Here is a 26,999-nt window from a genome sequence, read left to right on the forward strand (position 1 = left end):
ATGACCGCAGCGCCGCCCACGGACGCGAGACCCGCGCAGGACGCGCCCCCGCCCGGGGTGCTCGTCCCGAAGCGCCGCGGTGTGGAGTTCTCGCTGCTCGTCGGCGCGGTCCTGATCTCCGTCTACGGCTACGCCGAGGTCGGCCTGGCCCGCAGCGGCGCCGTACCGCCGGACGCCGCCCGTTACGGCGCCGGCCTCGGGCTGCTCGCCCTCCTCGCCCACCTCGCCGTCCGGCTGCGCGCCCCGTACGCCGACCCGCTGCTGCTGCCGATCGCCGTTCTGCTCAACGGACTCGGCCTGGTGCTGATCTACCGGCTCGACCTGGAGACGCCCGGCGACCGGGCCGCACCCACCCAGCTGGTGTGGTCGACGCTCGGCGTGGGCCTGTTCATCGTGGTGGTGCTGCTGCTGCGCGACCACCGGGTGCTCCAGCGGTACGCGTATCTGTCGGTGGCCACCGCGCTGGGCCTGATGATCCTGCCGATCTTCTTCCCGGCCGTGAACGGCGCCAGGATCTGGATCCGGATCGGCGGTCTTTCCTTCCAGCCGGGCGAGTTCGCCAAGATCCTGCTCGCGGTCTTCTTCGCCGCGTACCTCGCCGCCAACCGCCACGCGCTGGCCTACACCGGCCGAAAAGCCTGGAAGCTGCAGTTCCCCACCGGCCGGGTGCTCGGGCCGATCGTGGCGATCTGGGTGCTGAGCGTCGGCGTCCTGGTCCTGGAGCGCGACCTGGGCACCTCGCTGCTCTTCTTCGGTCTGTTCGTGATCATGCTGTACGTGGCGACCGGCCGCACCGGCTGGATCGCGGTGGGGCTCGTCCTCGCGGCCGCCGGGGCCTTCCTCGTCGGCTCCCTCGAACCGCACGTCCACGGCCGGGTGCAGGACTGGCTCGACCCGTTCGCCTCGATCCGGGCGGGCGACGGGCCCGGCCAGCTCGCGCAGTCGCTGTTCGCGTTCGCCGCGGGCGGGATGCTGGGCGCGGGCCTGGGCCTCGGCCACTCGGTCCTCATCGGCTTCGCCACCAAGTCGGACTTCATCCTCGCCACGGCGGGCGAGGAACTGGGTCTGGTCGGCCTGACCGCCCTCTTCCTGCTGTACGCGCTGATCGTGGCCCGCGGCTACCGCGCCGGCCTCGCGCTGCGCGATCCCTTCGGCCGGCTGCTCGCGATCGGGCTCGCCTCGATCCTGGCGCTCCAGGTCTTCGTGATCGCGGGCGGGGTGATGGGGCTGATCCCGCTGACCGGCATGGCGATGCCGTTCCTGGCCCAGGGCGGCTCCTCGGTCGTCACCAACTGGGTGATGGTGGCACTGCTCGTCCGGGTCTCCGACTCGGCCCGGGCGCCACGTCCGGACATGGCGGACACCGGCGTGATCGCTCCGATCGTGGAGGACGCACCCGTCGCGGACGGACACGTGGAGGACCCGAGATGAGGCACACGCGGTGATCCGCTACATCCGGCGGGCGGCGGCGCTCTGCCTGGTCCTGCTGGTGGCGCTGCTGCTCAACGCGGCCCGGGTGATGGTGATCCAGGCGGACGAGCTGGACGACAACCCGGCCAACCGCCGGATCGCCATCACGCGCTGGGGCCAGCCGCGCGGTGAGATCGTCGTGGACGGCCGGCCGGTGACCGGCTCCCGCGACAGCGGCCAGCAGCTGCGCTGGGAACGCACGTACACCCAGGGGCCGTTGTACGCGCCGGTGACCGGCTACGCCTCCCAGACGTACGGTACGAGCCTGGTCGAGGACGCCGAGGACGCGGTCCTGTCCGGCACCGATCCCATGCTCGCCCCGCTGCCCCTGTGGAACGACGTGAGCCGGGGGCGCCAGCCGGGCGGGGACGTGATCACCACCATCCGGGCCCGCATGCAGGAGGCGGCCTTCAGGGGCCTCGACGGGAAGCGGGGCGCGGTCGCGGCGATCGAGCCGTCGAGCGGCCGGATCCTGGCGCTTGTGTCCTCCCCGTCGTACGACCCGGGAGTCCTTTCGGGCACGGGTCGTGAGGTGAAGGACGCGTGGGCGCGGCTGACGACCTCCCCGAACCAGCCGATGCTGGCGCGGGCGTTCCGGCAGACGTATCCGCCCGGCTCCACCTTCAAGATCGTGACGGCGGCGGCGGCCCTGGACGCGGGCGTGGTGACGGACCCCGACGCCCCGACCGACACGCCGGACCCCTTCGTCCTGCCCGGTACCCGCCAGGTGCTCCCGAACGAGGCCCGCGGCTGCGAGGACGCCTCGCTCGCCGACGCCATCCGGTGGTCCTGCAACACGGTGATGGCCGGCCTGTCGGTGAAGGTCGGTCTGGAGAAGATGGTGGAGGCCGCCGGGAACTTCGGCTTCAACGACCCGGGGCTGCGGATCCCGTCCTGGGTGGCGCGGTCGAACTTCGACACCGACATGAGCCCGGACCAGCTGGCGCTGTCCTCCATCGGCCAGTTCAACACGACGGCCACCCCGCTCCAGATGGCGCTGGTCGCCGCGGCGGTCGCCAACAACGGCGAGATCGCCCACCCCCACCTGATCGAGCGCACCACGACGGCGGGCGGCACCACGGTCGACACCACCGGCCGCCGCACCTACCGCCAGGCCATGCGTCCCTCCACCGCGACCCGCCTCCAGGACCTGATGGTCCGCGCGGTCGAGGAAGGCACCGGCACCAACGCGGCCATCCCCGGCGCCCGCGTCGGCGGCAAGACGGGCACGGCCCAGCACGGCCTGGGCAACACGGGCACCCCCTACGCCTGGTTCATCGCCTGGGCCCAGGCCAGGGACTCGGCCCAGCCGGCGGTCGCGGTCGCCGTGGTGGTGGAGGACGCGTCGGCCGACCGCACGGACATCTCGGGGGGCGGGAGCGCGGCGCCGATCGCGCGGGCGGTGATGGAGGAGGGGCTCAGGCTGGAGGCGGAGGGGCGGGGGCGGGGAGGGGGCTGACAGAGAAGGACCGCCCCCGCCACGGTGGTGGTGGGGACGGTCCCTCGTTAGCCTCAACCGCCAGTGGCGTCGAGCCATCTCCGGGCAGCCGCTTTCTCCTGCCGCGGCGTCCCCGGATAGCCGGCGATCCAGTCCGCCATCTGACGAAGATCCGGGACGTCCGAGAATCCGGCTGCCAGGACGGTGTGAACCGAGGACTCGCGCGAGGAGCAGAAAGCGGCGACGTCTCCGGTCACCGACAGCGTGGTGAACTCCGGTTCGCCGAAGCCGCTGCCGAGTGCGGTGGCGGAGCCCGCCCCCACCATGTCCCAGGATTCGGCCAGTGTGACGCGCGCCCACCACAGGTCGTTCCCGCCCTCTTCGAGCGGGACGGCGACAAGGAATTCTCCGTTGTCCCCGAAGAGATTTCCCTCTCTCAGGAGCTCGAACCAGCTTTCGTTCGCCTTGGTGACGAAATCCGAAGTGTCGCGGTCGACGATCGACCTCGGCCACTTCCCGGATGCGGACTCGTATCCCGTGGCCATATTGGCGAGTGCAGGCGGGATGAGCGGGAGTTCCAGGCCCATCAGCCCCAGGAAGACCAGTCCGGCAGGCGCGAGGCGCCCAGCGTGGTCCATGTGCTTCAACCTTTCCGGAGAACCTCGGATGAAAGTCCACTACATGCGGCAGTGCACGGCACCCCGGGGTGCCGTGCACTGCTTCCGTTCCTAAGCTACTACCTGCCCCAGAGGCCGTTGTAGATACGTGGCGTGGAGTAGTTGTGACCGCCGTTCGTAATACGGAACCAGGCGATCTGTCCATTCGATGGGTGGACCATGATCCTGGTCTGGTTGCCGTTCCTACCGTTCCAGTAGATCAGTGCTCCGTTTTCCCTGCCCATCCATGAAGCCCACTGGGCCCGCATACGGGGATTGAGATCGCGGCCCTCGAAGTGGTCCCAGCCGTCACGAGCGTTTCCTTCCCGCGGACGCATGTTGGGATTCGCCCGGTACCTGGCCACCAGTTCGTGGACTTCCGCAGGAACCTCGAAGAACGCTCCGAGGTCGTTCATGTCGGTGGCACGAGCCGCGATCTCCTCGTCCGCGTAGTGGTCCGGCGCCCAGTTCTGGATGCCATCGCCGCCACCCTGACCGCCTTCTTCGCCACCCGTCGGGCAGGTGTCGTTGTGGACCAGGAGCGAGGTCGCCCCCGCCAGCGCGTAGTACGTGTGGAGATCGCTGACGGTGAGGTTGTGGACGGTCGCCGACGGAGCGGTCCAACGCTGGACGGACGTGATCTGCACGTACGTGCCGGCGCTGGTCTGGAGCCACTGGCCCGACTTCAGGTCGGTGGCCTTGATCCAGTCGCGCAGCTCGGGAACCCAGACGGGGTGGCCGTCGGTCGCCGTGATCTGGGCCGTCTTCGCACCGGCCTTGCCATCGGTGTCGATGGTGACCTTGACCAGGTGCTTGAGGCCCTGGCCCTTGATCTCCGCGGTGACCGTCTCGACGCGGGTCTCCCCGGTCACCGGGTCGGTCGCGATGACTCTGTCGCCGGTCCTGACCTTCTCGATCGGCTTGGTGGAGCCGTCGGCCATCAGCACCTTCGTGCCCGGCACGAAGCTGTTGCAGCCGGACTTGCCGGAGCCGCCGCCACCGCTGGAGCCACCGCTGGAGCGGGACGAACCGCCGGAGGAGCCACCGGGCTTGCTGGTGCTGACCTTGCCGCCGCCACCGCCCTTGCCGCCACCGCTGCTCTTGGGCTGGGAGGAGGACTTCGGTGCGGCCTTGGACTGGGACTGCTTCTGAACCGGGTTACCGGTCTTCTTCTTCGCGGCGGCTGCCGCATCGGCCTTTCTCTTGGCCTGCTCGGCTGCCTTCTTCTTGGCTCTTTGCGCGGCCTCCTTCTTGGCCTTTTCGATAGCGGCCTTCTTGGCCTTCAAGGCTGCGGCTTCGGCTGCCTTGGCCGCCTTCAGGACCGCCTCGGCTGCCTTCTTGGCGGCCTTGAACGCCTTGATCGCCTCGATCGTGCGGTTGACCGCCTTGATGACCGACGGGATCTTGCCGAGCTTCGTCCACGGAATCGCGTCGATGATGAGGCCCGCACAGGACCACATGTCACCGCCGAAGCACGCCATGGCGTCGTTGATGCCGATGAAGTCCTTCAGCGTCTCCCAGGCGATCGAGAGGATCACCGAGGACAGCGACTTGCCCTGCATCGCCTGCGCCTGCGCGACCTGCGCCGCGGACAGGCCCGCACCCGCGAGGGCCGCGGCCCGCTCGGAAGCGGTCAGGGTGATGGCCAGACCCGTCGGGTCGTCGAACGTCACCGGGTTGTTGTGGGCGTAGACGTACCCGTTGGACTGCTGCGGATCGTTCAGGTCCATCAGCGGGTCGGCGGACAGGAAGCGTCCGACCACCGGGTCGTACAGGCGTGCGCCGAGCGGCTGGAAGCCAGAGGCATCGTCCCTGGTCTTGCCGAGGAACCCGGTGTGGGCCTGCAGGTTGACACCGACGGTGCTGGTGCCGCGCTGGTTGCCGAAGGGGTCCTGCTTGCGGATCCGCACCGCCATCGTGCCGCTCAGGGCGACTTCGGCGTAGGTCGAACCCTGGTGGTCAGTGGTCAGGGCGACCAGCTGCTCACCACCCGTGCCGTAGGCGTAACGCATGACCTGTCCACCAGGGGTGGAGTAGGTGCGCTGGCTGTTGACCAGGACGCCGCCCTGCTGGACGGTCACCTCGGCTTCACCCAGGTGCAGCGTCGCCGTCTTGCCCTTGATGGTCAGCAGTCGCTCACCACCGGGGCTGTAGATGTGACGGGTGTCGTTCTGCGGCGCCCACAGCTGTGCGGCGGACGCGCCGTCACAGGTGGCCAGGACGATCGGCGTGGAGTTCGCCGAGTTGGCGGCCTGGACCGCCAGGCACAGGCCGGAGGCCACGTGGGTCAGCTGCCCCACGGTGGTGCGCTTGAGCTCCTGCGCGGCGCTGCCGTTGCACTTCTGGATCTGGACTGCCGAGCCGGCCGTGTTGGCCGCCGGCTGGAGGCACCAGTCGTCGTAGACCGACATGGTTCCCCGGTTGGGGTCGGTCTGCGTCCCGCCCACGGCGGCCGGGGTCGGGGTGAACTTCCAGTTCTGGGCGACGGAGCCGTTGCAGCCATACAGCTGGACCGGCTGCGCCGCGGCCGGGAGGCCGGACTTGAGGTCGAGGCACTTGTCGGTCAGACCCACGTACGGGGTCTTGCCGCCGGTACCCGCCCCGGTGATCCGGTCGACCTGGCCATCGTGCGTCCAGGTCAGCGTCTGCTTGTCGCCGTTCTGGATCGAGGTGATCTGCTTGGTCTCACCGGTCAGCTCGTAGAGCCGCTCGGCCTCTGCCTTGACCTGCGCCCCCGCGGGGGTGGTGTAGGTCTTCGACACCTTGGTGAGCGTGTGCGGCTGGGAGCCGTCCGCCTTGCCGTAGGCGTAGTCGGTCGTGGCGTCCTTGGCCGCGTTGCCCGACAGGTCCTTCTCGACGAGCTTCTTCCGGTTGCCCAGCAGGTCGTACTCGTACTGCTGCCAGTAGCCGGAGTTGTCCGTTCCGGACGCGACGTTCAGCGTGCCGTCGGTGTTCTTCGGGGTGGTACAGGCGGTCTGGTCCTTGGAGGTCCAGGCCTCCTTCAGCTGACCCAGCGGGTCATAGGCGAAGCACTGCCGCTCCTCGATCCCGGTGGCCGCCTCATGGATACCCGTGACGTTGCCGGAGGGGTCGTAGGTGTAGGAACGGTTGGACACCAGGTTGCCGGAGACCACCGTGGGGTCGGTCTTCTCACGGTAGACCTGCTGGTTCTGCAGCTCACCGGTGGACTCGTCGTACGAGTTCTGCGCCCACACGCGGTAGGGCAGCGAGCCCAGGGTGGAGCGCATGACCTGGCCGTACGGCGAGTAGACGGTCTCCGAGCCGTACCAGTCCTTGCCCGAGATCGAGACCGGCTTGCCGTCCTCGTTGTACCGGACGACCAGCTTCTCCGCGTCGAACCTGCCGACCTTCGGCAGAGTCGCCTCGTCCAGCATGCCGTTGTCGGAGTAGGTGTAGCTGTAGGTGTAGTCCTTCTGCAGACCCCAGGTGCCGACGACCGTGTCGGGCAGGGTCAGCGTGGTCGAGGTCGGCTGGTACTCCTTGGTGTAGCCGTTGACCTTCTGGACGTAGGCCAGGCCGTCGGTGTAGCGGGTGGCGGTGGCGGGCATGCCCTTGCCGCCTGGCACCGAGTCGTAGGAGAACTCGGCCAGGAGCTTGCCGTTGGCGTCCGTCTCACGCTGCTGCGTGGGACGGGACAGCACGTCATAGCCGTTCCACAGGGTGCCGCGGGCGTTCGTGACGGTCAGCGGCCGGTCACGGTGGTCGTACTTGGTCTCCGTGGTGCCGGTGTCGGGGTCCGTCGCGGTCACCAGCCGGCCGCGCTTGTCGTACGTCCACGTCCACGGGTGGGTCGGGTCGGCCGATGCCGTCGCCTTCGCCAGCTGGCCGCGCTTGTCGTACTCGTAGCGCGTCGACGTGTAGCGCTCCTTGACGCCCGTCGGCGAGGTGTACTCGGGCGCAGCCGGGTTGAAGGAGTCCGTACGGACGGTGCGGCCGATCGCGTCGGTGTACACCCGGTAGGACGAGGTGCCCTGCGGGTGGGTCACCTTCGACCAGTCCGGGCCGTACTCGTAGCGGACGGCCTTCTCCGGGACTTCCTGCGAGATGGCCTCGGTCGTGCCCGTGAGCTTGACCTTGAGGACCGGCATCTCCTCGAGCACGCGGCCGAGGCCGTCGTACTTGTAGCGGGTGATGTTCGGGACGGTGGTGTCCGCCAGCGGGGTGAACAGCTCACCGCTCGGGGCGTCCTGGTTCAGGTAGGCGTTGTTGGTCTGGTAGACCTCACCGGCGCTGTTGTACAGCGTGTCGGTGATCAGACGGCCGCCGCCGTCCGCCTCCTCCTGCGACTGCCGCTCGCGGCCCAGGCCGTCGAAGATCGTGACCGACTTCTGAATCCGGTTCTCGTAACCACGCGCGTACGTGGTGATGTACGGAGGCTTGCGGGTCTCTCCGCCGTCCGGGTCGGAGGTGTCCGGAACCGGCTCAGGGATCGTGTACTCGGCCCTGAAGTCCGGCACGCCCGTGGTGCGCCCCGGGGCCCAGGCTTCGCTGAGACGGCCCAGCGGGTCGAACTTCGCCTCGCTGACGTGGCCGTTGGCGTCGGTCGTCTTCAGCGTGACCGCGCGGCCCGGCTCCAGCTCCTGGACCTGAGTGTGGCCCAGAGGGTTGGTCTGGGTGATCTTGAATACCTGACCCGTGGGCGGGTCGTAGGTGATCGCCGATTCCTTGAGGTCCGGGTCGATCACCTTGGTGACACGGCCGACAGCGTCGAAGACGGTCGTGCCGCTGGACTGGAAGTCGGTGCCGGTGCCGTTCAGCGACCAGGACTCCGTGGCCAGACCACGGCTCGTGGAGCCGAGGGCGGTGCCGTACGCGGTTCCGTCGTACGCCGTCCGGGCGGCACCGCTCAGCGTGGTGAGGTCGGCCCAGTTGGCAGTGGCGCAGGTGGTCGGGGAGACGAGGACCTGCTTCGACAGACCGATCAGGTTCTTGGCCGTGTTGTGCAGGTACTCCAGCTTGGTGCAGGACTCGTCACCGGTCTTCCCCGTGTCACCGAGGCTCTCCACCAGCGTCGGCAGACCGTGCGTCGACTCGTAGGTCGTGTGGCTCTTGACCGTCCGCAGCGTCCGCGTGTCGTCACCCGTGCCCGACGACTTCGTGTACGCGATCTCCTCCGGCTCGGTCACCCGCCACGCCTGCAGCGGGCTCAGGCCGTCGCCGAGGTCACGGCGGGCCAGCTCGGTGGCCTGCGGGATCGTGATGCTGCGGGTCAGCCACTCGGTGTCCGCGTCCGTCGCGTTGGAGTAGGACAGCTCTTCGAGGATGCGGCCGGCGAAGGCCTCGCGGTCGTACACGGGCTGGCCGTTGTACGTGATCGCGTTGCCGTGGATGTCCTTCACGGGGACGGTGTCGCCCATGCCGCGGTAGAAGCGGGTGACGGCCTTCGTCTTCGGGCCCTCGGCGCCGGGGACGTCCTCACCGGGAGTGGTGCCCTCGCCGCTGTCGGCGCCGGCCTTGCGCTCACCGGTGGTGACCGTGGTCTGCTCGAAGCCGGCGAACTGGGAGTAGGTCCGGGTCGACTTCTTGGTGAACTCGGCCTCGGCCAGCTTCCAGCCGGCGTTCTTGTAGTCGTACGCCGTCAGCGTCGAGTACGAGCCGGGAACGTTCGGCAGCTCCTCGATCGTGTCGACCACGTACTTGTTGAACCAGTCGATGTCCTCGACCTCGGCGTCCGGGTGCCAGAACACCGGGTAGCACAGCCGGGTGTTGGACTTCAGCGCCGCGGTCTCGGTCTTGCCCGGCAGCTTGGTGCTGTCGGTGCACTCGGGCGTGCGGGGCTTGTAGGTGACCGCCGTCTCGCCGCCGTACTCGTTGACGACGCGGGCGATGCGCAGACGAGAGAAACCGGGCCGCGGGTCGGTCGCGGGGTCGCCGCGGTAGACGCGGTTCGGCATGTCGTCGGAGTTCGACTCGAACCGCACGGCGTTCAGCTTCACCGACGCGTCGGTGGTGCCGTTGCGGCCGTAGCCGGTGCGCTGGATCGACTCCAGCCACAGGGCCGTGTTGGCGCCGGTCTTCAGGACCGGGAAGCTCTGCTTGAGCTGGTACTCGTCGACGACCTGACGCGCGGTGGTGCTGGTGAGGCGCTGCGCGGAGGTGGTGATCTTGTCCAGGCGCTTGCGGGTCCAGAAGGTCGGACCGGCGTTCCAGCACTTGCGGGTGTACGTCGAGGTGACGGCCTTGCAGTTCAGGTCGGCCGGGGTGTCGTACCAGATGCGGTACTTGCCCGGGTCCTTGTCCGTGAAGTGGTCGACCGTGTCGTTGGCGTCCGTGCAGGTCAGGCCCGCCTCGGGGAAGCAGCGCTCGGCGACGGTGAAGCCGATGCGCGCCGGGGCCTCCGCGGAGAAGAGCGTGTCCTTGCGCTGGCCGTAGTAGATGTGCTTCAGGTAGCTGCCGCGGTGGTACTTGACCGGGCCCTTGAAGTAGAAGTTCTTCGCGTAGTAGTTCTGCTCGCGCGCGTACCAGAGGGACATGGCGTTGCCGTGGATGTCCTCGACGTAGTCGAGGTTCCAGCGCCAGGCCTGGAGGCAGGAGGAGTTCTTCCAGCCGGTGGTCCCGGTGCCCGCGTAGCAGGGCTCACCCGAGTGGTTGCCGTAGACCGGCACGGCGAGCACGGAGTCGGTGTACGGGTCGTCGGCGGCGGTGCCGTTGTCCGACCAGCCGGGAGCTTGTTCAGACCGAAGTGGTAGCGGGTGCCGTCCTTGGTGGTGACGACCCAGTACTCGCCGTCCGCGTCCTTCAGGCCCGAGCGCGGGTCCTTGGACGTGTCCTTGATGCGCTCGATCTTCGAGCCGTCACCGTTGGCGGTGAACCACTGGTTCTTGGTGTCGTCCCACACCAGCTCGGTGGTCGAGCCGCCCAGCGAGAGGGTGGCGTTCTCCGAGCCCCAGCACAGGTCGGCCGTCTTGTGGTCCTTGTTGTTCGCCCCGGTCCGCTTGGAGTCCTGGCGGCAGTTGTTGTACGACCGGGTGATCGAGCCCGGGTTGTAGTCCCAGCCGTCACCGATCCAGGAGGCCTGGTTGTTCGACGCCGAGGTGCGGCCGTCGACCGACTGGGAGTTGTACGACAGGTTGACCTTCGGCATCAGGCCGCCGGCGGTCTCCGGGACCTGCACCTGGTACGAGTAGGTGAAGGCGCCGTTGGAGGAACCCGCCGCCCAGGAGCCGGAGGACAGCAGCGGCGTGGCGGTGAAGTCGCCGGACGCCGAGGAGCCGGTGTCCATCGCGCCGACGACCTGGCGGCCGTTGGCGCCCACGTTCTCCGAGAAGGCGGCCTTGCGCGCCGAGGCGCCCGAGACCTTGGAGGTGTCCTCGTCGGGCAGCAGGTTCGCGACCGGGATCGTGCCGGAGAGGATCTGGCGGGTCGCGGCGTTCTTGGTCTTGCCGGACGTGCCCTTCAGCTTCGTCTTGGCCGCCGGCACCTCCTTGACGGTGCTGCGCAGCCGCTCGACCTCGAGGTCCGGCTCGTTCTCGCCGGCCATCGTCTCGACGCCCGTGTCGGGCGCACAGTCGCCGGTCTCCGGAGAGTCGATGACACAGCTCGGCAGCAGGACGAGGCCGAAGCGTTCGGCGGCCAGCTGGCCGTAGCGGTCCTCGAAGGCGGTGGTGTCGACGTCGACGAGCACCTGGGCCGCCGGGTCGGCCGTCGCCGGGGGCACGATCTCCATGATCATGCCGGGCACGCCGGTGTCCTCGGACGTGGTGGTCGCCTTGACGGCGACCTGCCAGTCACCGGCGATCGCCGCCGGGTCCTGGCCCGCCGGTACACCGACACCGACCGGCAGGAGGGTCGAGGTCGTCGGGTTCACGACCTGGACGGTGGTTCCGGCCGGGGCCGTCGCCGGGTCCGCCTTGCCCGCGTCCGCCGCCCACGGGTCCGTGGCGACCGGCGCGTACGGCGTGATCGGCTTCTCGTCCGCCGTGGTCAGCTCCTTGGGAGCCTCCGTGTCCTCCGGCAGGGTGGTGCTCTTCGGGATGTCCGGGAGGTCGACCTGGGAGGTCGTCTCCTCACGGCTCATCCCGTCGCCGGGGACGGCCAGGGCCTGCGACCCCAGGCTCGTCACCGTCAATGTCGATGACAGCAATAGGACGATCGCCGCGCGGCTTCGCCGACGGCGCCGTCGTTGTGACTCTGTCATGGCTAGGCGATCCCGCCCGAGCCATGACAGTGGACCTGAAGCACGCATACGCGTCGACTCCCACCCAGACGAACAAGACAACGGGGATGAGGTGCGGAAACACCAAAAGCACGCGCCTGTTGTTCAGGCGCGTGCGTGCGCACTCTCTGTCATGTCCGGCGCATTTACAAGATCGGTTCCCGGGAGCGCCAGGGTGTGAAGATGAGATTGGTCACGCCCTGTTTGCCCCCAGAGCGCGATGGTGTAGACCTTTACCCTGAATCAGGCGAATCGGGCATCGGGAATCTAACGCTCCACCAAAACAGCCGAATAGCCACGTCCTGACGGGGTCACAGATTCTTCCACAGGGCCCCATAACGTCTTCATAAAGTCTTCAGATGTGGACGTGGCCTGCCCGCCGTGTGATCGTGTGCGCGCCTTATGCCCCGCGGTCTGTCCGTCGGGGCCATCTGTGCTGTCCACCATCCGTCTTCACGGGAGTAGACCGCCGTGTCCGCGCCGCCGCCTCGTCTTCTCAGCCCATTCGTGCGCACGCGCACACGGCTGACGCTCACTCTCGGCCTCGTTCTGGCCGCACTCACCGCTGCTCTGCTGCCCTGGTGGCAGCCGAGCGACTCCACCACGGCCCAAGGGCCCCGACCCACCGACGCCACGCAGGCGTCGACCGGTCCGCGTGACGAGGCCGCCGCCGCGGCCGAGGCCAGGCGGACCGGGAAGCAGGTGCTCGTCGACACGGCGACCACCCAGACCCGGCTGCTGTGGGCGATGCCCAACGGCAAGATGCGCACCCAGATCGACGTCATGCCCCAGCGCGCGAAGAACGCGCAGGGCACGTGGGCGCCGATCGACACCACGCTGCGCCGGACGGCGGGCGCGGGTGCCCTTGCCATCCGCCCCGTCAACGCCGCCGTACCGGTGCGCTTCGCGGCTGGGAGCCGGTCCGCCGTCCGCGCCGACCGTTCGTACGTCCGCGCGCCGCTGACCGGCGAGACCGTTCTCGCCGAGATCGACCTGGACGGCCACACCATCGCCTACACCTGGCCGGGCACCCTGCCCGAGCCGGTGCTCGACGGCCCGCGCGCCCTCTACCCGGAGGTCTTCCCCGGCGTCGACCTGCTGCTGATCGTGCGCACGGACGGCGGTTTCGGCCAGCTCCTCATCGTCAAGGACAAGCAGGCCGCCTCGAACAAGGCCCTCGCGACCGTCTCGTACGGCCTGCGCTCGAAGACGGCCGTCTTCCGCCAGGACGCCAAGGCGAACCGCATCCAGGTCGTCGACAAGCGCGGCCAGGAGGTCGGCAGCATCCCGACCCCGTTCGCCTGGGACTCGGCCGGCCGCGACCCCGAGCTGCCCCAGGGCACCCCGCAGCGCACGTCCACCGCCTCGACGGCCGACGTGCTCAAGCTCTCCGGCCTGACCGGCATCGAACCGGGCGCCAAGTCGGCCCAGCTTCCCGTCACCCTCGATGGTGAAGGCACCGGCACGGCGGCGCTCGGTCTGAACGTGGCGGCCTCGGGCCTGCTCACGGCCGAGGACACCACGTTCCCGGTGTTCATCGACCCGCCGCTCAACAGCCCGTGGGCCGGGTGGACGGTGGCGTACAAGAAGTACCCGAACTCCAGCTTCTGGAACGGGACGAACTTCTCCTCCGGCACCTCCGACGCCCGCGTCGGCTACGAGAAGGACACCGGTGGTCTCGCCCGCTCCTTCTGGCGGATGAAGTTCGACACCGCTTACAAGGGTGCGCACTTCGACTGGGCCACCTTCAAGATCCTGAACAACCACTCCTACTCCTGCACCGAGCGCCAGATGGAGTTCTGGCTGACGGGCGGCATCTCCACCGGCACGACGTGGAACGCCCAGCCGGCCTGGTCGCGGGTCCTGCACAAGAAGTCCTTCGCGCACGGCTGGTCCTCGACGGGCTGCCCCGACGCGTGGGAGTACTTCACCGTCACCTCCGCGGCCCAGGAGGCCGCGGACAAGGGCTGGAGCACCATCACCCTCGGCATGCGGGCCACGACCGAGACCGACACCCTCACGTGGCGCAAGTTCGCCGCGACCGGTGCCCGCATCGAGGGCGTGTTCAACCGTCCCCCGAACCAGCCGAGCGTCGGCATCTCGTCCCCGGGCGGCACCTGTGTCCCGGGCCCGACGAACACCATGCTGATCGGCCGTACGACCATCACGCTGAAGGCCAAGGCCACCGACCCGGACAGCGAGATCCCGAAGCTGCGGTTCCGCTTCTGGAAGGACGGCAGCACCACCAAGAAGGAGTACGTCGCCACCATCAGCTCCTCCACCGGATACGGGCAGATGGTCATCGAGGCGACCGACCCGCTGCTGAAGGACCTCACGGCGAACACGCTCTTCAAGTGGGACGTGCGCTCCGAGGACGCCACGTACCCGGACCCGAAGTCCACCTCGACCTTCTACCCCAACGGCGACTATCCGTGCCACCTCACCGTCGACCCCACCGCCCCGCCGCAGCCCGACATCACCAGCACGGTGTTCACCGAGGCCACGAACGACGGCGCGACCTGGGCGAAGGTCAACTTCGGCAAGCCCGGTGACTTCACCTTCACCGCCGCCGGCGCCACGAAGTTCCGTTACGGCTTCGAGGGCCAGGGCTACGTCGACGCTCCGCCGCCGGTCAACGGCAAGGTGACGATCACCAACGTCACCCCGCCGCACGCCGGCCCGACCCAGATCAACGTCTACGCCTACGACGCCAACGGCAACCAGAGCCTCCGCGGCGACTACAGCTTCTACCTGCCGCCGCGCGACACCGCCGACGGCCCGATGGACACCGGCGGCGACAACATCGCCGACCTGCTCGTCCTCTACGCGGACGGCCGGCTCAAGAACTGCGTCGGCGCCCCCGCCGACCCGGCCGTTCCCGGCACCGGTGGCGAGCTCTACAGCTGCCTCGACGCCTCCTACGTCACCGCCGGCAAGAAGGTCAACCCGGCGAACCACTGGGTCGACGCCGCCGGCACCGGCTCGCTGATCGCGCACTACAACGACGTCTACCCGGGCGACGGGTCGACCGACCTGTTCGCGGTCACCCCGGACAAGCAGTTCTGGCTCTACCCCGGTGACGGCTACGGCACGTTCAACGTCGACCACCGCATCAAGATCCGCCTGCCCTCCAACGCGCCCGCGCCGTCGACGTGGACGCAGATGAAGGCGATCGGCGACATCACGGGCGACAAGCACGCCGACCTCGCCATCCGCGCGGGTACCGCGTTCTGGATCCTGTCCGGCTACACCGGTGCCAGCTTCCAGACCGCCACCCTCATGGAGGGCTCGGCCTGGGCCAGCACCGCCCGCGACATCGTCAACATCGCGGACATGAACAAGGACAACACGCCCGACCTGCTGTGGCGCAACGTGGAGAACGGCAACATGTACGTCCGCCACGGCAAGCCCGGTGCGGTCGCCGGCAGCGTCGACCTGGAGTCGATCAAGCTGGCGGCCAACTCGGCCAACGGCGACGTCCAGTTCGGCACCAACTGGACCGGCACCAACGTCACGGCCGCGATCGGCATCCCCGACGTCAACAAGGACGGCGTGCCGGACATCTGGGTCCGTGACGGCGCCACCGGCAACATCAGGCTGTACTACCCGTCCACCACCAACACCAACGCTCCGGTCAAGACGGTCCTGTCCGTCGACTGGAAGACGGTGAAGGCGTTCGGCTGATCCCGGCCGCCCGCTGACCAGAACACCGAGCCCCGGTCGCCTGCCTCGCGCAGGCGACCGGGGCTCGCCCCTTTTCCGTACGGTTGCGGCCGGGGCTCGCCCCTTTCCCGTACGGCCGGGCTCGCCCCTTCCCGTACGCGGGGACAGGCGCGGGCGTCCGCTACGAGGCCGCCTCGCCCTCCGCGATCGCCTCCGCCACCTCCGCGACCCGCGCCCGCTCCTCCGCCGCGAACCGTTCGCGGTCCAGCGCCTCGGCGACCTCCTCGTCCTGGGACATCAGCAGGTCCAGGTTGGAGTCGCCGAGGTCGAAAACGCCCATGTCGAGGTAGGCCTTCTGCAGGCGCTCGCCCCACAGCCCGATGTCCTTGACGCAGGGCACGATCCGGCTGAACAGCAGCTTGCGGAACAGGTGCAGGAACTCGCTCTGCTCGCTGAGCTCCTCCGCCTCCTTCCTCGGGATGCCGAAGTTCTCCAGGACCTCCACCCCGCGCAGCCGGTCCCGCATCAGATAGCAGCCCTCGATGACGAACTCCTCGCGCTCGCGCAGTTCCGCGTCGGTGAGCTGCCGGTAGTAGTCGCGCAGCGCCATCCGCCCGAAGGCCACGTGCCGGGCCTCGTCCTGCATCACGTACGCGAGGATCTGCTTGGGCAGCGGCTTGTTGGTGGTGTCCCGGATCATGCCGAAGGCGGCGAGCGCGAGGCCCTCGATGAGCACCTGCATGCCGAGGTAGGGCATGTCCCAGCGGGAGTCGCGCAGGGTGTCGCCGAGGAGGCTCTGCAGGTTGTCGTTGATCGGGTAGAGGGTGCCGATCTTCTCGTGCAGGAAGCGGGCGTAGATCTCGGCGTGCCGGGCCTCGTCCATGACCTGCGTCGCCGAGTAGAACTTGGCGTCCAGGTCGGGCACGGACTCGACGATCCGGGCGGCGCAGATCATCGCGCCCTGCTCGCCGTGCAGGAACTGGCTGAACTGCCAGGAGGAGTAGTGCCGGCGCAGCTCGCCCTTGTCCTTGTCGGTGAGCCTGCCCCAGTGGCGGGTGCCGTACAGGGACATGGCCTCGTCCGGGGTGCCGAGCGGGTCGTACGGGTCGACCTCCAGGTCCCAGTCGATGCGGGTGGCCCCGTCCCACTGTTTGTCCTTGCCCTTCTGGTAGAGGGCGAGGAGCCGGTCGCGTCCGTCGTCCGCCATGTCGTAGGACCAGTTGAAGCGGGCGGCGCCGGTGGCCGGCACCTGCCAGACGGACTCCTTCGGGGGCTGCGCGTAGAGGTCGTGCGTCGACACTGACGGCTCCTTCCGACGGTTTCCAGCAGGCTCACACGTTGGTAGACGCAGGGTCAACAAGTCGCACGCGAGGGATTGACGGCGTTACTGACGGGGAGTCTTATAAATGTCGCCGCCCGGCACCGCCCGCCGTCCGTCCCCTGGGCCGCGGCACCGGCCGGCCTCAGGACCCGCACGAGCAGCCGTCCGTCCTCCCCCAGCGAGGTGCCTCCCGTCATGGCCAGTCTCACCGAGCCCGACTTCACCCGCCTCCGGGACGCCCTGGGTCCGCTGCGCGACCGCGAGCAGGTCGCCGAGCGGCTCCTGGAGTCCTCCCTCAAGCACTCCTTCGACCCCGAGACCGAACTCGACTGGGACAGTCCCTTCGAGGACGGCAAGTGGTTCTGGCCGCCGGAGCTGGTCTCGCTCTACGACACCCCGCTGTGGCGGAAGATGTCCGAGGAACAGCGGATCGACCTCTCCCGCCACGAGGCCGCCTCGCTCGCCTCCCTCGGCATCTGGTTCGAGATCATCCTGATGCAGCTGCTCGTCCGGCACATCTACGACAAGTCGCTCACCAGCAGCCACGTGCGCTACGCCCTGACCGAGATAGCCGACGAGTGCCGGCACTCGATGATGTTCGCCCGGCTGATCAGGCGCGGCGGCGCGCCCGAGTACCCGGTGCCGCGGATCTACCACAACCTCGCCCGCCTCCTGAAGACGGTCTCCACCACCCCCGGTTCCTTCGCGGCGACCCTCCTCGGCGAGGAGATCCTGGACTGGATGCAGCGCCTGACCTTCCCGGACGAGCGCGTCCAGTCCCTCGTCCGCGGCGTCACCCGCATCCACGTGGTCGAGGAGGCCCGCCACGTGCGCTACGCCCGCGAGGAGCTGCGCCGCCAGATGATCACCGCCCCGCGCTGGGAGCAGGAGTTCACCCGCCTCAGCTGCGGCGAGGCCGCGCGCGTCTTCTCCACGTGCTTCATCAACCCTGCCGTCTACGACAACGTGGGTCTGGACCGCCGTGAGGCCCTCGCCCAGGTCCGGGCGAGCGGCCACCGCCGCGAGGTGATGCAGTCCGGTGCGAAGCGGCTCACCGACTTCCTGGACGACATCGGCGTGCTGCGGGGCGCGGGGCGGCGGCTGTGGAAGGCGTCGGGACTGCTGGCCTGAGGGGGCGGGGCAGGGATCGCCGATGCCCCTCCGTCCTCGGCGGTCCGGCCGGGTCCGGCCGAGCGCGTGCGGGACCGGCCGAGCGCGTGCGGGTCCGGCCGCGTGCGTGCGGGTCCAGCCCGGTCCGTGCGGGTCCGGCCCGGTCCGTGCGGGGATACCTGCGGGGACGGTCCGTCCAGGCCCGTCCGGGTCCGTGCGGGGATACCTGCGGGGACGGTCCGTCCAGGCCCGTCCGGGTCCGTGCGGGGATACGCTGCGGGGCATGACCAGTGCCGCCTCGCCCGCGTACCGCCGGCTCAGCGTCGAGGAACGGCGGCTCCAGCTGCTCGACGCGGCCCAGTCGCTGTTCGCGCACCGGCCGCCCGAGGACGTCTCCCTGGACGACGTCGCCGAGGCGGCCGGCGTCTCGCGCCCGCTCGTGTACCGCTACTTCCCCGGCGGGAAGCAGCAGCTGTACGAGGCGGCGCTGCGCTCCTCCGCCGACGCCCTGGAGCACTGCTTCGCCGAGCCGCCCGAGGGGCCGCCGACGGAGCGCCTGGCCCGGGTGCTGGACCGCTATCTGGCCTTCGTGGACCAGCACGACGCCGGGTTCGCCGCGCTGCTGCGGGGCGGCAACGTCGCCGAGACCTCGCGGACGACGGCGATCGTCGACGAGGTCCGGCGGGCCGCGGCCGAGCAGATCCTCTTCCACCTGGGGGTCGGACGGCCGGGGCCGCGGCTGTCGATGATGGTGCGGACGTGGATCGCCGCCGTGGAGGCGGCCTCGCTGATCTGGGTCGACGAGGGGAAGCAGCCGCCGGCCGCCGAACTGCGGGACTGGCTCGTCGACCACCTCGTCGCGCTGCTGGCGGCGACGGCCGCGAGCGACGCCGAGACCGGGCAGGTGGTGGCCCGGCTGCTCGCCCAGGAGACGGCGACGGGGCCGGTCGGCACCCTCGCCAGGAACGTGATCCCGGTGGTGAGCCGGGCCGCGCACCTGCTGTGAGCAGCGCGGAGGCGACACTGGTGGGGTGAAGAGCGAGAACACCCCCTTCCGCGGCGGCCCCCTCGACGGCCGCGTGCTGCCGGTCCTGGTCGGCCCGACCGGTCACCCGCCGAAGTGGTACGAGGTGCCGGTCCCGGCCCACGACGGCCACCCCGCGACGGTCCACGCCTACCGCCGCGAGCCGGCCGGCTACACCAAGCGGCTCGGCCTGCAGCGCGGCTGGGTGTACGTGTACGCGCCGGAGGGCCGGGAGCGTCGCGAACTGAAGTGGCCCTGGTCCAAGCCAGGACGGCGGCCGGACGCCGACGGCGGGGCCTGACCGGGGCCGGGGGCCCGCGGCCGGGCCGGAGCGGGCGCCGGAGCCGGGGTCTGGCGGCCGGGCCGCAGCGGGCGCCGGATCCGCGGTCTCGCCGCCGGTCCAAACCGGCGGCCCCACTGGTCCGATGGAGTGGGGCCGCGGAACACTCGCCCGATCATCGCTTCATCACACGATCGATCACGTCATCATCGCCTCGGAGGTGGTGACGTGCACGTGCCCGGACGGCTGCTGCGCACGGTCTGTACGACGGTGCTGGCCGTGACCACGACCCTGGCCGGAACAACCGCCGCGACGGCCGCCCCCGGTGACGAGGGCGCCGAGACCTCCGTCGCCGCGCTGCTCACCCGGCTCCGCACGCTCTACCAGGAGTCCGAGCGGGCCGGTGAGGCCTACAACGCCGCCGACGAGGCGCTGGCCGAGCAGACCGCCGAGACCCGGCGGACGACCGCCGCGCTGACCGCGGCCCGCCGGGCCCTCGACCGCGGCCGCGACGAGGCCGGGCGCCTCGCGCGGCAGCAGTACCAGGGCCGCTCCGAACTCTCCCCGTACCTCGGCCTGCTGCTCGCCCGGGACCCTCAGCGCGCCCTCGACCAGGGCCGCCTGGTGGCCCGCGCGGCCCGCGCACGGGCCGGTGCGGTCGCCCGTCTCCAGGCGGCCGAACGCCGGGCGGACGCGCTGGCGACGGCCTCGCGCAAGGCCCTGGAGCAGCGGCAGGCCCTCCTCGCCGGCCGGAAGAAGCACCAGGAGACGGCCCGGGCGAAGCTCCGCGAGGTCGAGCGCCTGCTCGCCTCCCTCTCCCCCGCCCAGCTCGCCCGGCTGACCTCCCTCGACGAGGTCCAGACCGCCGGCGCGCAGAACCAACTGCTCGGCTCCGGCGCCCTCGACGGCCCCCGCACCCCGTCCGCCGCCGGCGCCGAGGCCCTGCGCTACGCGGTGCGCCAGATCGGCAAACCGTACGAGTGGGGCGCCGAGGGCCCCGACACGTACGACTGCTCGGGTCTCACCCAGCGAGCGTGGGCGGCGGCCGGCCGCACCCTGCCCCGTACCAGCCAGGAACAGTGGGCGGCCCTCCCCCGCGTCCCCCTCACCCGGCTGCGGCCCGGCGACCTGGTCGTCTACTTCCCCGACGCCACCCATGTCGCGCTCTACCTCGGCGACGGCATGGTGGTCCACGCCCCGCGTCCCGGCGCCCGCGTCAAGGTCTCCCCGATCGCCGCCAACCCCCTCCTCGGCGCGGTCCGCCCCGATCCGGCCGGAGAGCCCCTGGAGACGTTCGAGCCGCCCGAGCTCCCCGAGGGAGCCACGGACGGCGCGGACGAGGGTTTCGACGGGTCCGGGGCTCAGGCGTCGGCGGAGGGGGCGACGGAGGCCAGGTAGGCGGCCGTCTTCTCCGGCTCGTAGAAGAAGTTCTCGAAGTCGGCCGGGTCGTTGAAGCCGTTCGCGAAGCGGTCGGCGACCGGCTGGAGCTGTCCCGCCGCGCCGATGAGGTTCAGGACGTGCTCCGGCGGGACGCCGAGCATCGCGTTGGTCCACTTGGTGACGTGCTGGGCGGTGTCCCAGTAGCGGTCGAAGGTGGCCTGCATCCACGCCTCGTCGAAGGGGCGGTCGCCGTGCTCCACGATCGCGGCGAGGTAGGCCGCGGCGCACTTGGACGCCGAGTTGGAGCCCTGGCCGGTGATCGGGTCGTTGGCCACGACCACGTCGGCCACGCCGAGGACCAGGCCGCCGGAGGGCAGCCGGCCGATCGGGTTGCGGACGGTGGGGGCGTAGCGGCCGGCCAGGGTGCCGCCGGCGTCGGTCAGTTCGACCTTGGTGGCGCGGGCGTACTCCCAGGGCGTGTACGTCTCCATCAGCCCCAGGGTGAGCGCCAGGTGGTCCGCCGGGTCCTTGACGCCCTGGAAGACGTCGAGCGGGCCGCCGGGGACGCCCTCCCAGAAGAGGATGTCGGCGCGGCCGGAGGTGGTGAGGGTCGGCATCACGAACAGCTCGCCGACGCCCGGCACCAGGTTGCACCGCACCGCGTCGAAGTCGGGGTGTTCGGGCCGCGGGCCGAGGCCGTGCACATAGGCGACGGCCAGCGCGCGCTGCGGCTCGCTGTACGGGGAACGCGCGGCGTCCCGGCCGAACATGGAGACCAGCTCGCCCTTGCCGGCGGCGACGAGCACCAGGTCGTAGCCGCGGGAGAAGTAGTCCAGGTCGCCGACGGCCGCGCCGTGGATGACGAGCTGGCCGCCGCGCTGGGCGAAGGTCTCCATCCAGCCGGCCATCTTCACCCGCTGGTCGACGGACTGCGCGTACCCGTCGAGCTTGCCGACCCAGTCGATGACGCGGGCCGACTCCGGGCCGGCGACGGAGACGCCGAGGCCCTCGATCCGGGGGGCCTGGGACTCCCAGAAGTTGATGCCGAGGTCCCGCTCGTGCTGGAGCGCGGTGTCGAACATGCACTGCGTGGACATGACCCGCCCGGAACGGATCTCGTCCGCCGTGCGGTTGGACATCAGCGTGACTTCGTAGCCCTTGGACTGCAGTCCGAGGGCGAGCTGGAGGCCGGACTGACCGGCGCCGACTATGAGTATCTTCCGCATGGGGCGACCTTGGGGGTGTGCTCGGGGAGGGACTATTCGGGGGTGGCTTCGAGGGCGTGCTCGACCATCGCCAGCAGCGTCTCCACCACGCTGTACCGCTTGCGCGCGTCCATGATCAGGACGGGGACGTGCGGCGGGACGGTCAGGGCCTCCCGGACGTCCGCCACCTCGAAGCGCTCGGTGCCCTCGAAGTGGTTGACGGCCACGATGTACGGCAGGCGGCAGCTCTCGAAGTAGTCGAGCGCGGGGAAGCAGTCGGTCAGCCGGCGGGTGTCGGCCATCACGACCGCGCCGATCGCGCCGCGCACCAGGTCGTCCCACATGAACCAGAAGCGCTGCTGGCCCGGCGTGCCGAAGACGTACAGCACCAGGTCGTCGTCGAGGGTGATCCGGCCGAAGTCCATCGCCACGGTGGTGGTCAGCTTGTCCGGCGTGGCGGTGAGGTCGTCGGTCTCCTCGCTCGCCTGCGTCATCAGCGCCTCGGTCTGGAGCGGGGTGATCTCCGAGACCGCGCGGACGAAGGTGGTCTTGCCGACGCCGAATCCGCCCGCGACGACGACCTTGGTGGCGATCGGGGCGCGGGTGTGGTCCAGCTGCCAGTCCTGGGCGCCCTCTTCGGGGTCGGGGACCGGATCCGCCGCCTCGGGCTGGGCGGGAATTTTGGCGATCACCGGCGATTCAGAGACGGCGGAGTCCACTCAGCACCCTTTCGAGCAGTGCGCGGTCGGGCTGGCCGGTGCTGTGACCGGTCCCGTACACGCGGATCTTTCCCTGGTCGGCCAGGTCGCTGAGCAGCACCCGGACGACACCCAACGGCATCTTCAGGAGCGCCGAGATCTCCGCGACCGTCCGCATCCGGCGGCAGACCTCGACGATGGCCCGCATCTCCGGCATGAGGCCGCGCGCGGCGGGCCCGCCGTCGGTCAGGACCTTGCGGGTGGGGGCGGCCTCGAGCGCGGCCACGAAGGTCTCGACGAGCAGGACGTGGCCGAAGCGGGTGCGGCCGCCGGTGAGGGAGTAGGGGCGGACCCGGGAAGGGCGGCGGCCCTCACCCCGGACCGGCAGGCCGTGGGCGTGAGCGGCGGCGGTCACTGGGCGCTCTCCGCGGACGAGGCGGACTTGGCCAGTTCGCTGCGGAGTTCGGGCGTCAGGACGTGGCCGGCACGGCCGACGAAGAGCGCCATGTGGTACGCGATGACGCTCATGTCGCAGTCGGGCGCGGCGTGCACGCCGAGCAGCGAGCCGTCGCTGATCGACATGACGAAGACGCTGCCCTCCTCCATCGCGACCATGGTCTGCTTGACCCCGCCGCCGTCCATCAGCCGGGCGGCGCCCACGGTGAGGCTGCCGATGCCCGAGACGATGGTGGCGAGGTCGGCGCTGGAGCCACGGGGGCCGGCGGTCCGGTCGGCCTCGGACGTCCCGGTCTGGGCGTCCGGGTCCGACGACAGCAGGAGCAGCCCGTCGGAGGAGACGACGGCGACGGAGCGGACCCCCGGCACCTCCTCGACCAGGTTGCCCAGCAGCCATTGCAGGTTGCGGGCCTCACTGCTCAGTCCGAATGTTCCGGTCGCAGTCAACTGCGTGCCTCCTCGACTGTGTCCCCCGTGTTCTCCTCGGTACGTGCGGTCCTTGCGGTCCGTGCGGCGCGGATCTCGGCGGCCACGTCGCGGCGGCCGTCCTCCGCTCCTCGCTGGAAGCCGCCGAGCCGCCTGCGCAGCGCCTCGGCGTCCACGCCGCCGCGCCGTATGGGCGTGGTGGGGGCGGTGGCCTGACGCACTATCCGCGGCGTCCGCTTGGGCAGCCCCTTGTCCGTGACCCGTTCCCACTGCCCGGGCCGCGGCCCGGCCGCCTCCTCCTCGCGCGGCGGCTCCTCCTCGGCCCGCCCGTGCGCCTCCGGTTCGACCGGCGGCTCGGGCAGCCGCACCTGCATCGTGGTCTCGGCGAGGGACTCCCGGGGCCCGGGGACGCCGCCGGCGCCGCGGGGCGGGGACGCGGGCGCGTCGGCGTGCGCCGGATCGGTCGCGGGCTCGACGCCGGAGACCGGGCCGGGCGCGGATGCGGGCGCGTGGCCGTGCGACGGGTCGGCGAGGGTCCGGTCGACCGCGGGCGCGGATACGGGCATGCCGGCCGCCTGCCCCGGTGCGGGCGCGGGGCCGTGCGACGGGTCGGCGTGGGTCCGGTCGGCCCCGGGCGCGGATACGGGCGTGCTGGCCGCCTGCCCCGGTGCGGGCGCGGGGCCGTGCGACGGGTCGGCGTGGGTCCGGTCGACGCCGGCCGCGGGCGTCGGCTCGTCCGCGGCGGACGGGGCGGCGTGCGCGTGCTCCGGTCCGGCAGCGGGTGTGGTGGCTTCCGGCGCGGCCGGGCCGGGAGCGGAGGTCGGCTCGCCGGTACGGTCCGGATCGGCGGGGCGCTCTGCGTCCGCCGCGGAGGCCGGCTCGGTCGCGCCCTCGGTCCCGGGCCGTACCGCCGCCGGGCCGGGCGCCGTGGCGGCGTGCTGCCCCTGGGCGTCGTGCCCGTCCTCGGGCTCGGGCTCGGGCCGCGGGTCCGCCGACGGGTGGTCCGGCTCCGTCGCGGGAGCCGGATCGGCAGGCCCGGCGTCGGCGTCGCTCCGGCCTTCGGCCGCCGCGGGCGCCCCCGCCTCCGCCTGTGCGACGGCCCGTTCCGCCGCCTCGACCAGGGGGTCGCGGTGGCGGGAGGGGAGGGTGTTGGAGTTGGCCTCGGCGGCGGAGCCGGGGAGGTGAAGGACGGGGGGCGGGGTGGCGCCCGGGGCCGTGACAGTCGGCGGGACGGCGGTGGCCGGCGGGGCCGTGGGCAGCAGGGCCGGCGGCAGGACCACGACGGCCGCCACGCCGCCCTGCTTCTGCTCGCGCAGCTCCACCCGTACGCCGTGCCGGGCGGCGAGCAGCGCGGTGACGCGGATGCCGAGGCCCTCGCCCTCGGTGTCGGTGATCTCGGGGTCGGCCAGGCGGGCGTTGAGCTCGGCGAGCCGGGCGGGGGCGATGCCGATGCCGCCGTCCTGGACCGAGAGCATGATCTCGCCGGACTCCAGGAGCCAGCCGGACAGCTGGACGTGGGAGTCGGGCGGCGAGAAGGAGGTGGCGTTCTCCAGGAGTTCGGCGACCAGGTGGCTGAGGTCGTCCGCGGCGAACCCGGCGACCTGGGCGTGCGGCGGCAGCGACTGGATGCTGACCCGCTCGTACCGCTCGATCTCGCTGACGGCGGCGCGCAGCACGTCGACGAGCGGGACCGGGCCGGGGTGGCCGTGGTGGTGCTCGTGGCCGGCCAGGACGAGGAGGTTCTCGCTGTGGCGGCGCATGACGGTCGCCATGTGGTCGAGCTTGAAGAGGGTGGCGAGCCGGTCGGGGTCCTGCTCGCGCTCCTCCAGCTTCTCGATGACGCCGAGCTGCCGCTCGACGAGGCCGAGGCTGCGCAGGGAGAGGTTGACGAAGGTGTGCCGGACGCTGCCGCGGAGCCGTTCGAGCTCGGCGGTGAGCCGGGCGGTCTGGCCCTGGAGTTCGGCGCGCTGGGCGGCGAGCTCGGCGGCGAGTGCGTCACGGGCCTCGGCCACCTCGGCGCGCTCGCCGTCGAGCTGTTCGGCCCGCGCGGCGAGGGCGGAGAGCCGGCCCTGAAGGGTGTTGAGGGACCGTACGACCTGGGCGAACTCGTCGTTGCGGCCGGTGAAGCGGACCGGTTCCTCGGCGTGCGGCTCGGGCGCGGCGGCGAGCCGGGCGGCGCCGATGCGGAGCACGGCGAGCGGCCGGGTGAGGCTGCGGGCCACGTACGTGGAGATGCCGACGGCGACGACGAGGCAGCCGCCGAGGAGGGCGAGGCGCAGTTCGAGCGCGGTGACGTCGTCCTGGCGGAGTTCGGCGAACCGCTCGGCGCGCTGGGCGGCGAGGGCGGACTCGACGCCCCGCATCTGCTCGATGCGGGCGGAGAGCGCGGCGTCCAGCTTGGCGGGGTCGGTGTCGAGCTCGGACTGGGAGAGTTCGGGCCGGTCGGTGAGGCGGCCGAGGTAGCGCTCGGCGCTCTTGACGTCGGGGCCGGTGACGGTGGCGGCCAGGGAGTCGCGCGCGGGCTCGGCGGCGGACTGGTCGAAGTCGGCGAGTGCGGCGAGTTCGCGGACGCGGGCCTGCTGGGCGGCGGCGGTCAGCGCGTTCCTGACCCGCTCGGCCTCCTCGGCGCCGTCGGGCTGGACGGTGACGTAGGTGCCGGTGGCGGGGTCGTAGCGGGTAGCGCCGGTGGACTCGGGCCGGGGCACGGCGAGGGCGGCGAGGAGCAGGCCGCGTGCGGCGGACGCCTGCTCGGTGGCGCGGCCGAGGGCGGCGGGGGCCCGGACGGCCTCGGCGGCGCGGGCCGGGGTCTGCTCGGCGAGCCGGTCGGCGAGGGCCTGGAGCTTGGCGATGACCTCGGTGTAGGCCCGGTGGGCCTCCAGGGCGCTGCCCTTGCCGGTGAGGGCGGTGCGGCGGATGGAGGGTACGGCGGCGAGCTCGCGGCGCAGCTCGGCGGGGGCGTCGGCGCGGATCTCGTCGATCTGGCGGTCGACGCGGGCGGACCGGGCGCTGGTGACCTGGCGCCTGTCCGGGCCGTCGGCCCTGCCCTGGTCCTGGCCCTCGGCGTCGTTTCCGGTCGGCTCGCCGGGCTGGTCCTCGCGGCCCGCGGCGATGTAGGCGACGACCTCGTCGCGCTCGTCGGAGAGGGAGTGGGCGAGCGTGACGGCCTGCCGGTCGAGTTCGGCGAGGGAGACCAGGCGTACGGTCTCGTCGAGGTCGCCGGAGGCGGTGAGGATCGCGGGGGCGCCGGCGGCGAGCACGGTCACGCCGACCAGGGCGACTCCGGCCACGAGCCGGCTGCGGACCCGCTTGGCCCGGCCCGTGACAGCGGGCTCCGCGGGCACGCCGGGGGTCTGCGGGTCACCGGGGGTCTGGCTCCGCGCGCCGTTGTTGCTCCGAGGCCGCTTCTTCTGCACCGGTGCTCGCATCCTTGACTCGTCCCGCCCATGAAGCAGAGGTGACGACCGGTCACATGTAAGAGCCCCCACCCCTGGTGTGTCTTCCGACCATTTCAGCGGTTCTGGTCAGGGGACTCACATCGGCCGCTCCGCCACCCGAACGAGTGAACAACACTCATGAGTTGGCGAACAACTCTCCATGGTGGCCGCCGGGGCGCCGGGCTTACCCCCGGTTGGATCTTCCGCGCGGCCTTTGGCAGGATGCCCGCCCGCAGCTCGCCGGAGCCCGTGGTTCCGGCGC

The 26,999-nt window shown here is 71.0% G+C and carries 14 protein-coding genes and 1 pseudogene; 7 read left to right on the plus strand and 8 right to left on the minus strand.

All coding sequences use genetic code 11. The features are described from left to right. Window positions 1-1,431, plus strand: a complete 1,431-nt coding sequence (locus ABD954_RS10565) for an FtsW/RodA/SpoVE family cell cycle protein (protein WP_345485647.1) — start codon at window positions 1-3, stop codon at window positions 1,429-1,431. Between the two features lie 10 nt (window positions 1,432-1,441). Beyond that, window positions 1,442-2,929 carry a penicillin-binding transpeptidase domain-containing protein gene (locus ABD954_RS10570; RefSeq protein WP_345485648.1) on the plus strand — a complete coding sequence of 496 codons (1,488 nt, stop codon included), beginning with the start codon at window positions 1,442-1,444 and terminating at the stop codon, window positions 2,927-2,929. A gap of 53 nt (window positions 2,930-2,982) precedes the next feature. Here the strand turns inward: ABD954_RS10570 and ABD954_RS10575 are convergent, their stop codons facing one another. Then, a complete protein-coding gene (locus ABD954_RS10575; RefSeq protein WP_345485649.1) occupies window positions 2,983-3,546 on the minus strand; it encodes a hypothetical protein in 564 nt (187 codons plus the stop codon). Between the two features lie 98 nt (window positions 3,547-3,644). Then, window positions 3,645-11,647, minus strand: a pseudogene (locus ABD954_RS10580) (ricin-type beta-trefoil lectin domain protein). Window positions 11,648-12,487: 840 nt separating this feature from the next. On the opposite strand from ABD954_RS10580, the gene ABD954_RS10585 reads away from it, so the two are divergent. Continuing rightward, on the plus strand, window positions 12,488-15,424 hold the full coding sequence (locus ABD954_RS10585) for a hypothetical protein (protein WP_345492078.1): 2,937 nt from the start codon (window positions 12,488-12,490) through the stop codon (window positions 15,422-15,424). 160 nt (window positions 15,425-15,584) lie between these two features. On the opposite strand, the gene ABD954_RS10590 is transcribed toward ABD954_RS10585, so the two are convergent. Next, complete coding sequence (locus tag ABD954_RS10590; protein WP_345485650.1) at window positions 15,585-16,703, minus strand: ferritin-like domain-containing protein; 1,119 nt, start codon at window positions 16,701-16,703, stop codon at window positions 15,585-15,587. A gap of 216 nt (window positions 16,704-16,919) precedes the next feature. Here ABD954_RS10590 and ABD954_RS10595 point away from each other — a divergent pair, with 216 nt between their 5' ends. The 4 genes from ABD954_RS10595 (at window position 16,920) to ABD954_RS10610 (ending at window position 20,536) form a co-directional block, all read left to right on the plus strand. Next, a complete protein-coding gene (locus ABD954_RS10595) occupies window positions 16,920-17,855 on the plus strand; it encodes an AurF N-oxygenase family protein (protein ID WP_345485651.1) in 936 nt (311 codons plus the stop codon). A gap of 262 nt (window positions 17,856-18,117) precedes the next feature. Next, window positions 18,118-18,840, plus strand: a complete 723-nt coding sequence (locus ABD954_RS10600) for a TetR/AcrR family transcriptional regulator (protein WP_345485653.1) — start codon at window positions 18,118-18,120, stop codon at window positions 18,838-18,840. 25 nt (window positions 18,841-18,865) lie between these two features. After that, window positions 18,866-19,159, plus strand: coding sequence for a hypothetical protein (locus ABD954_RS10605; protein ID WP_345485654.1), 294 nt, complete (start codon window positions 18,866-18,868; stop codon window positions 19,157-19,159). A 213-nt stretch (window positions 19,160-19,372) separates the two neighbouring features. Then, complete coding sequence (locus tag ABD954_RS10610; RefSeq protein ID WP_345492080.1) at window positions 19,373-20,536, plus strand: C40 family peptidase; 1,164 nt, start codon at window positions 19,373-19,375, stop codon at window positions 20,534-20,536. On the opposite strand, the gene ABD954_RS10615 is transcribed toward ABD954_RS10610, so the two are convergent. The 5 genes from ABD954_RS10615 to ABD954_RS10635 are packed head-to-tail and all read right to left on the minus strand — an operon-like array spanning window position 20,500 to window position 26,716. Next, window positions 20,500-21,744 carry a styrene monooxygenase/indole monooxygenase family protein gene (locus ABD954_RS10615; RefSeq protein WP_345485655.1) on the minus strand — a complete coding sequence of 415 codons (1,245 nt, stop codon included), beginning with the start codon at window positions 21,742-21,744 and terminating at the stop codon, window positions 20,500-20,502. The genes ABD954_RS10610 and ABD954_RS10615 overlap by 37 nt on opposite strands. A gap of 32 nt (window positions 21,745-21,776) precedes the next feature. Then, window positions 21,777-22,442, minus strand: a complete 666-nt coding sequence (locus ABD954_RS10620; RefSeq protein WP_345485656.1) for a GTP-binding protein — start codon at window positions 22,440-22,442, stop codon at window positions 21,777-21,779. Further along, window positions 22,423-22,836, minus strand: a complete 414-nt coding sequence (locus ABD954_RS10625; protein ID WP_345485657.1) for a DUF742 domain-containing protein — start codon at window positions 22,834-22,836, stop codon at window positions 22,423-22,425. The genes ABD954_RS10620 and ABD954_RS10625 overlap by 20 nt, the downstream gene beginning before the upstream one ends. Next, on the minus strand, window positions 22,833-23,324 hold the full coding sequence (locus tag ABD954_RS10630) for a roadblock/LC7 domain-containing protein (protein ID WP_345485658.1): 492 nt from the start codon (window positions 23,322-23,324) through the stop codon (window positions 22,833-22,835). Before ABD954_RS10630 ends, ABD954_RS10625 begins: the two co-directional genes overlap by 4 nt. Next, entirely contained in the window at window positions 23,321-26,716 is a 3,396-nt protein-coding gene (locus tag ABD954_RS10635; protein ID WP_382745875.1) for a sensor histidine kinase, read from the minus strand. Before ABD954_RS10635 ends, ABD954_RS10630 begins: the two co-directional genes overlap by 4 nt. Between the last annotated feature and the right edge of the window lie 283 nt (window positions 26,717-26,999).

The sequence above is a fragment of the Streptomyces roseoviridis genome (genome assembly GCF_039535235.1).
GTDB classification, from domain to species: Bacteria; Actinomycetota; Actinomycetes; order Streptomycetales; family Streptomycetaceae; genus Streptomyces; species Streptomyces roseoviridis.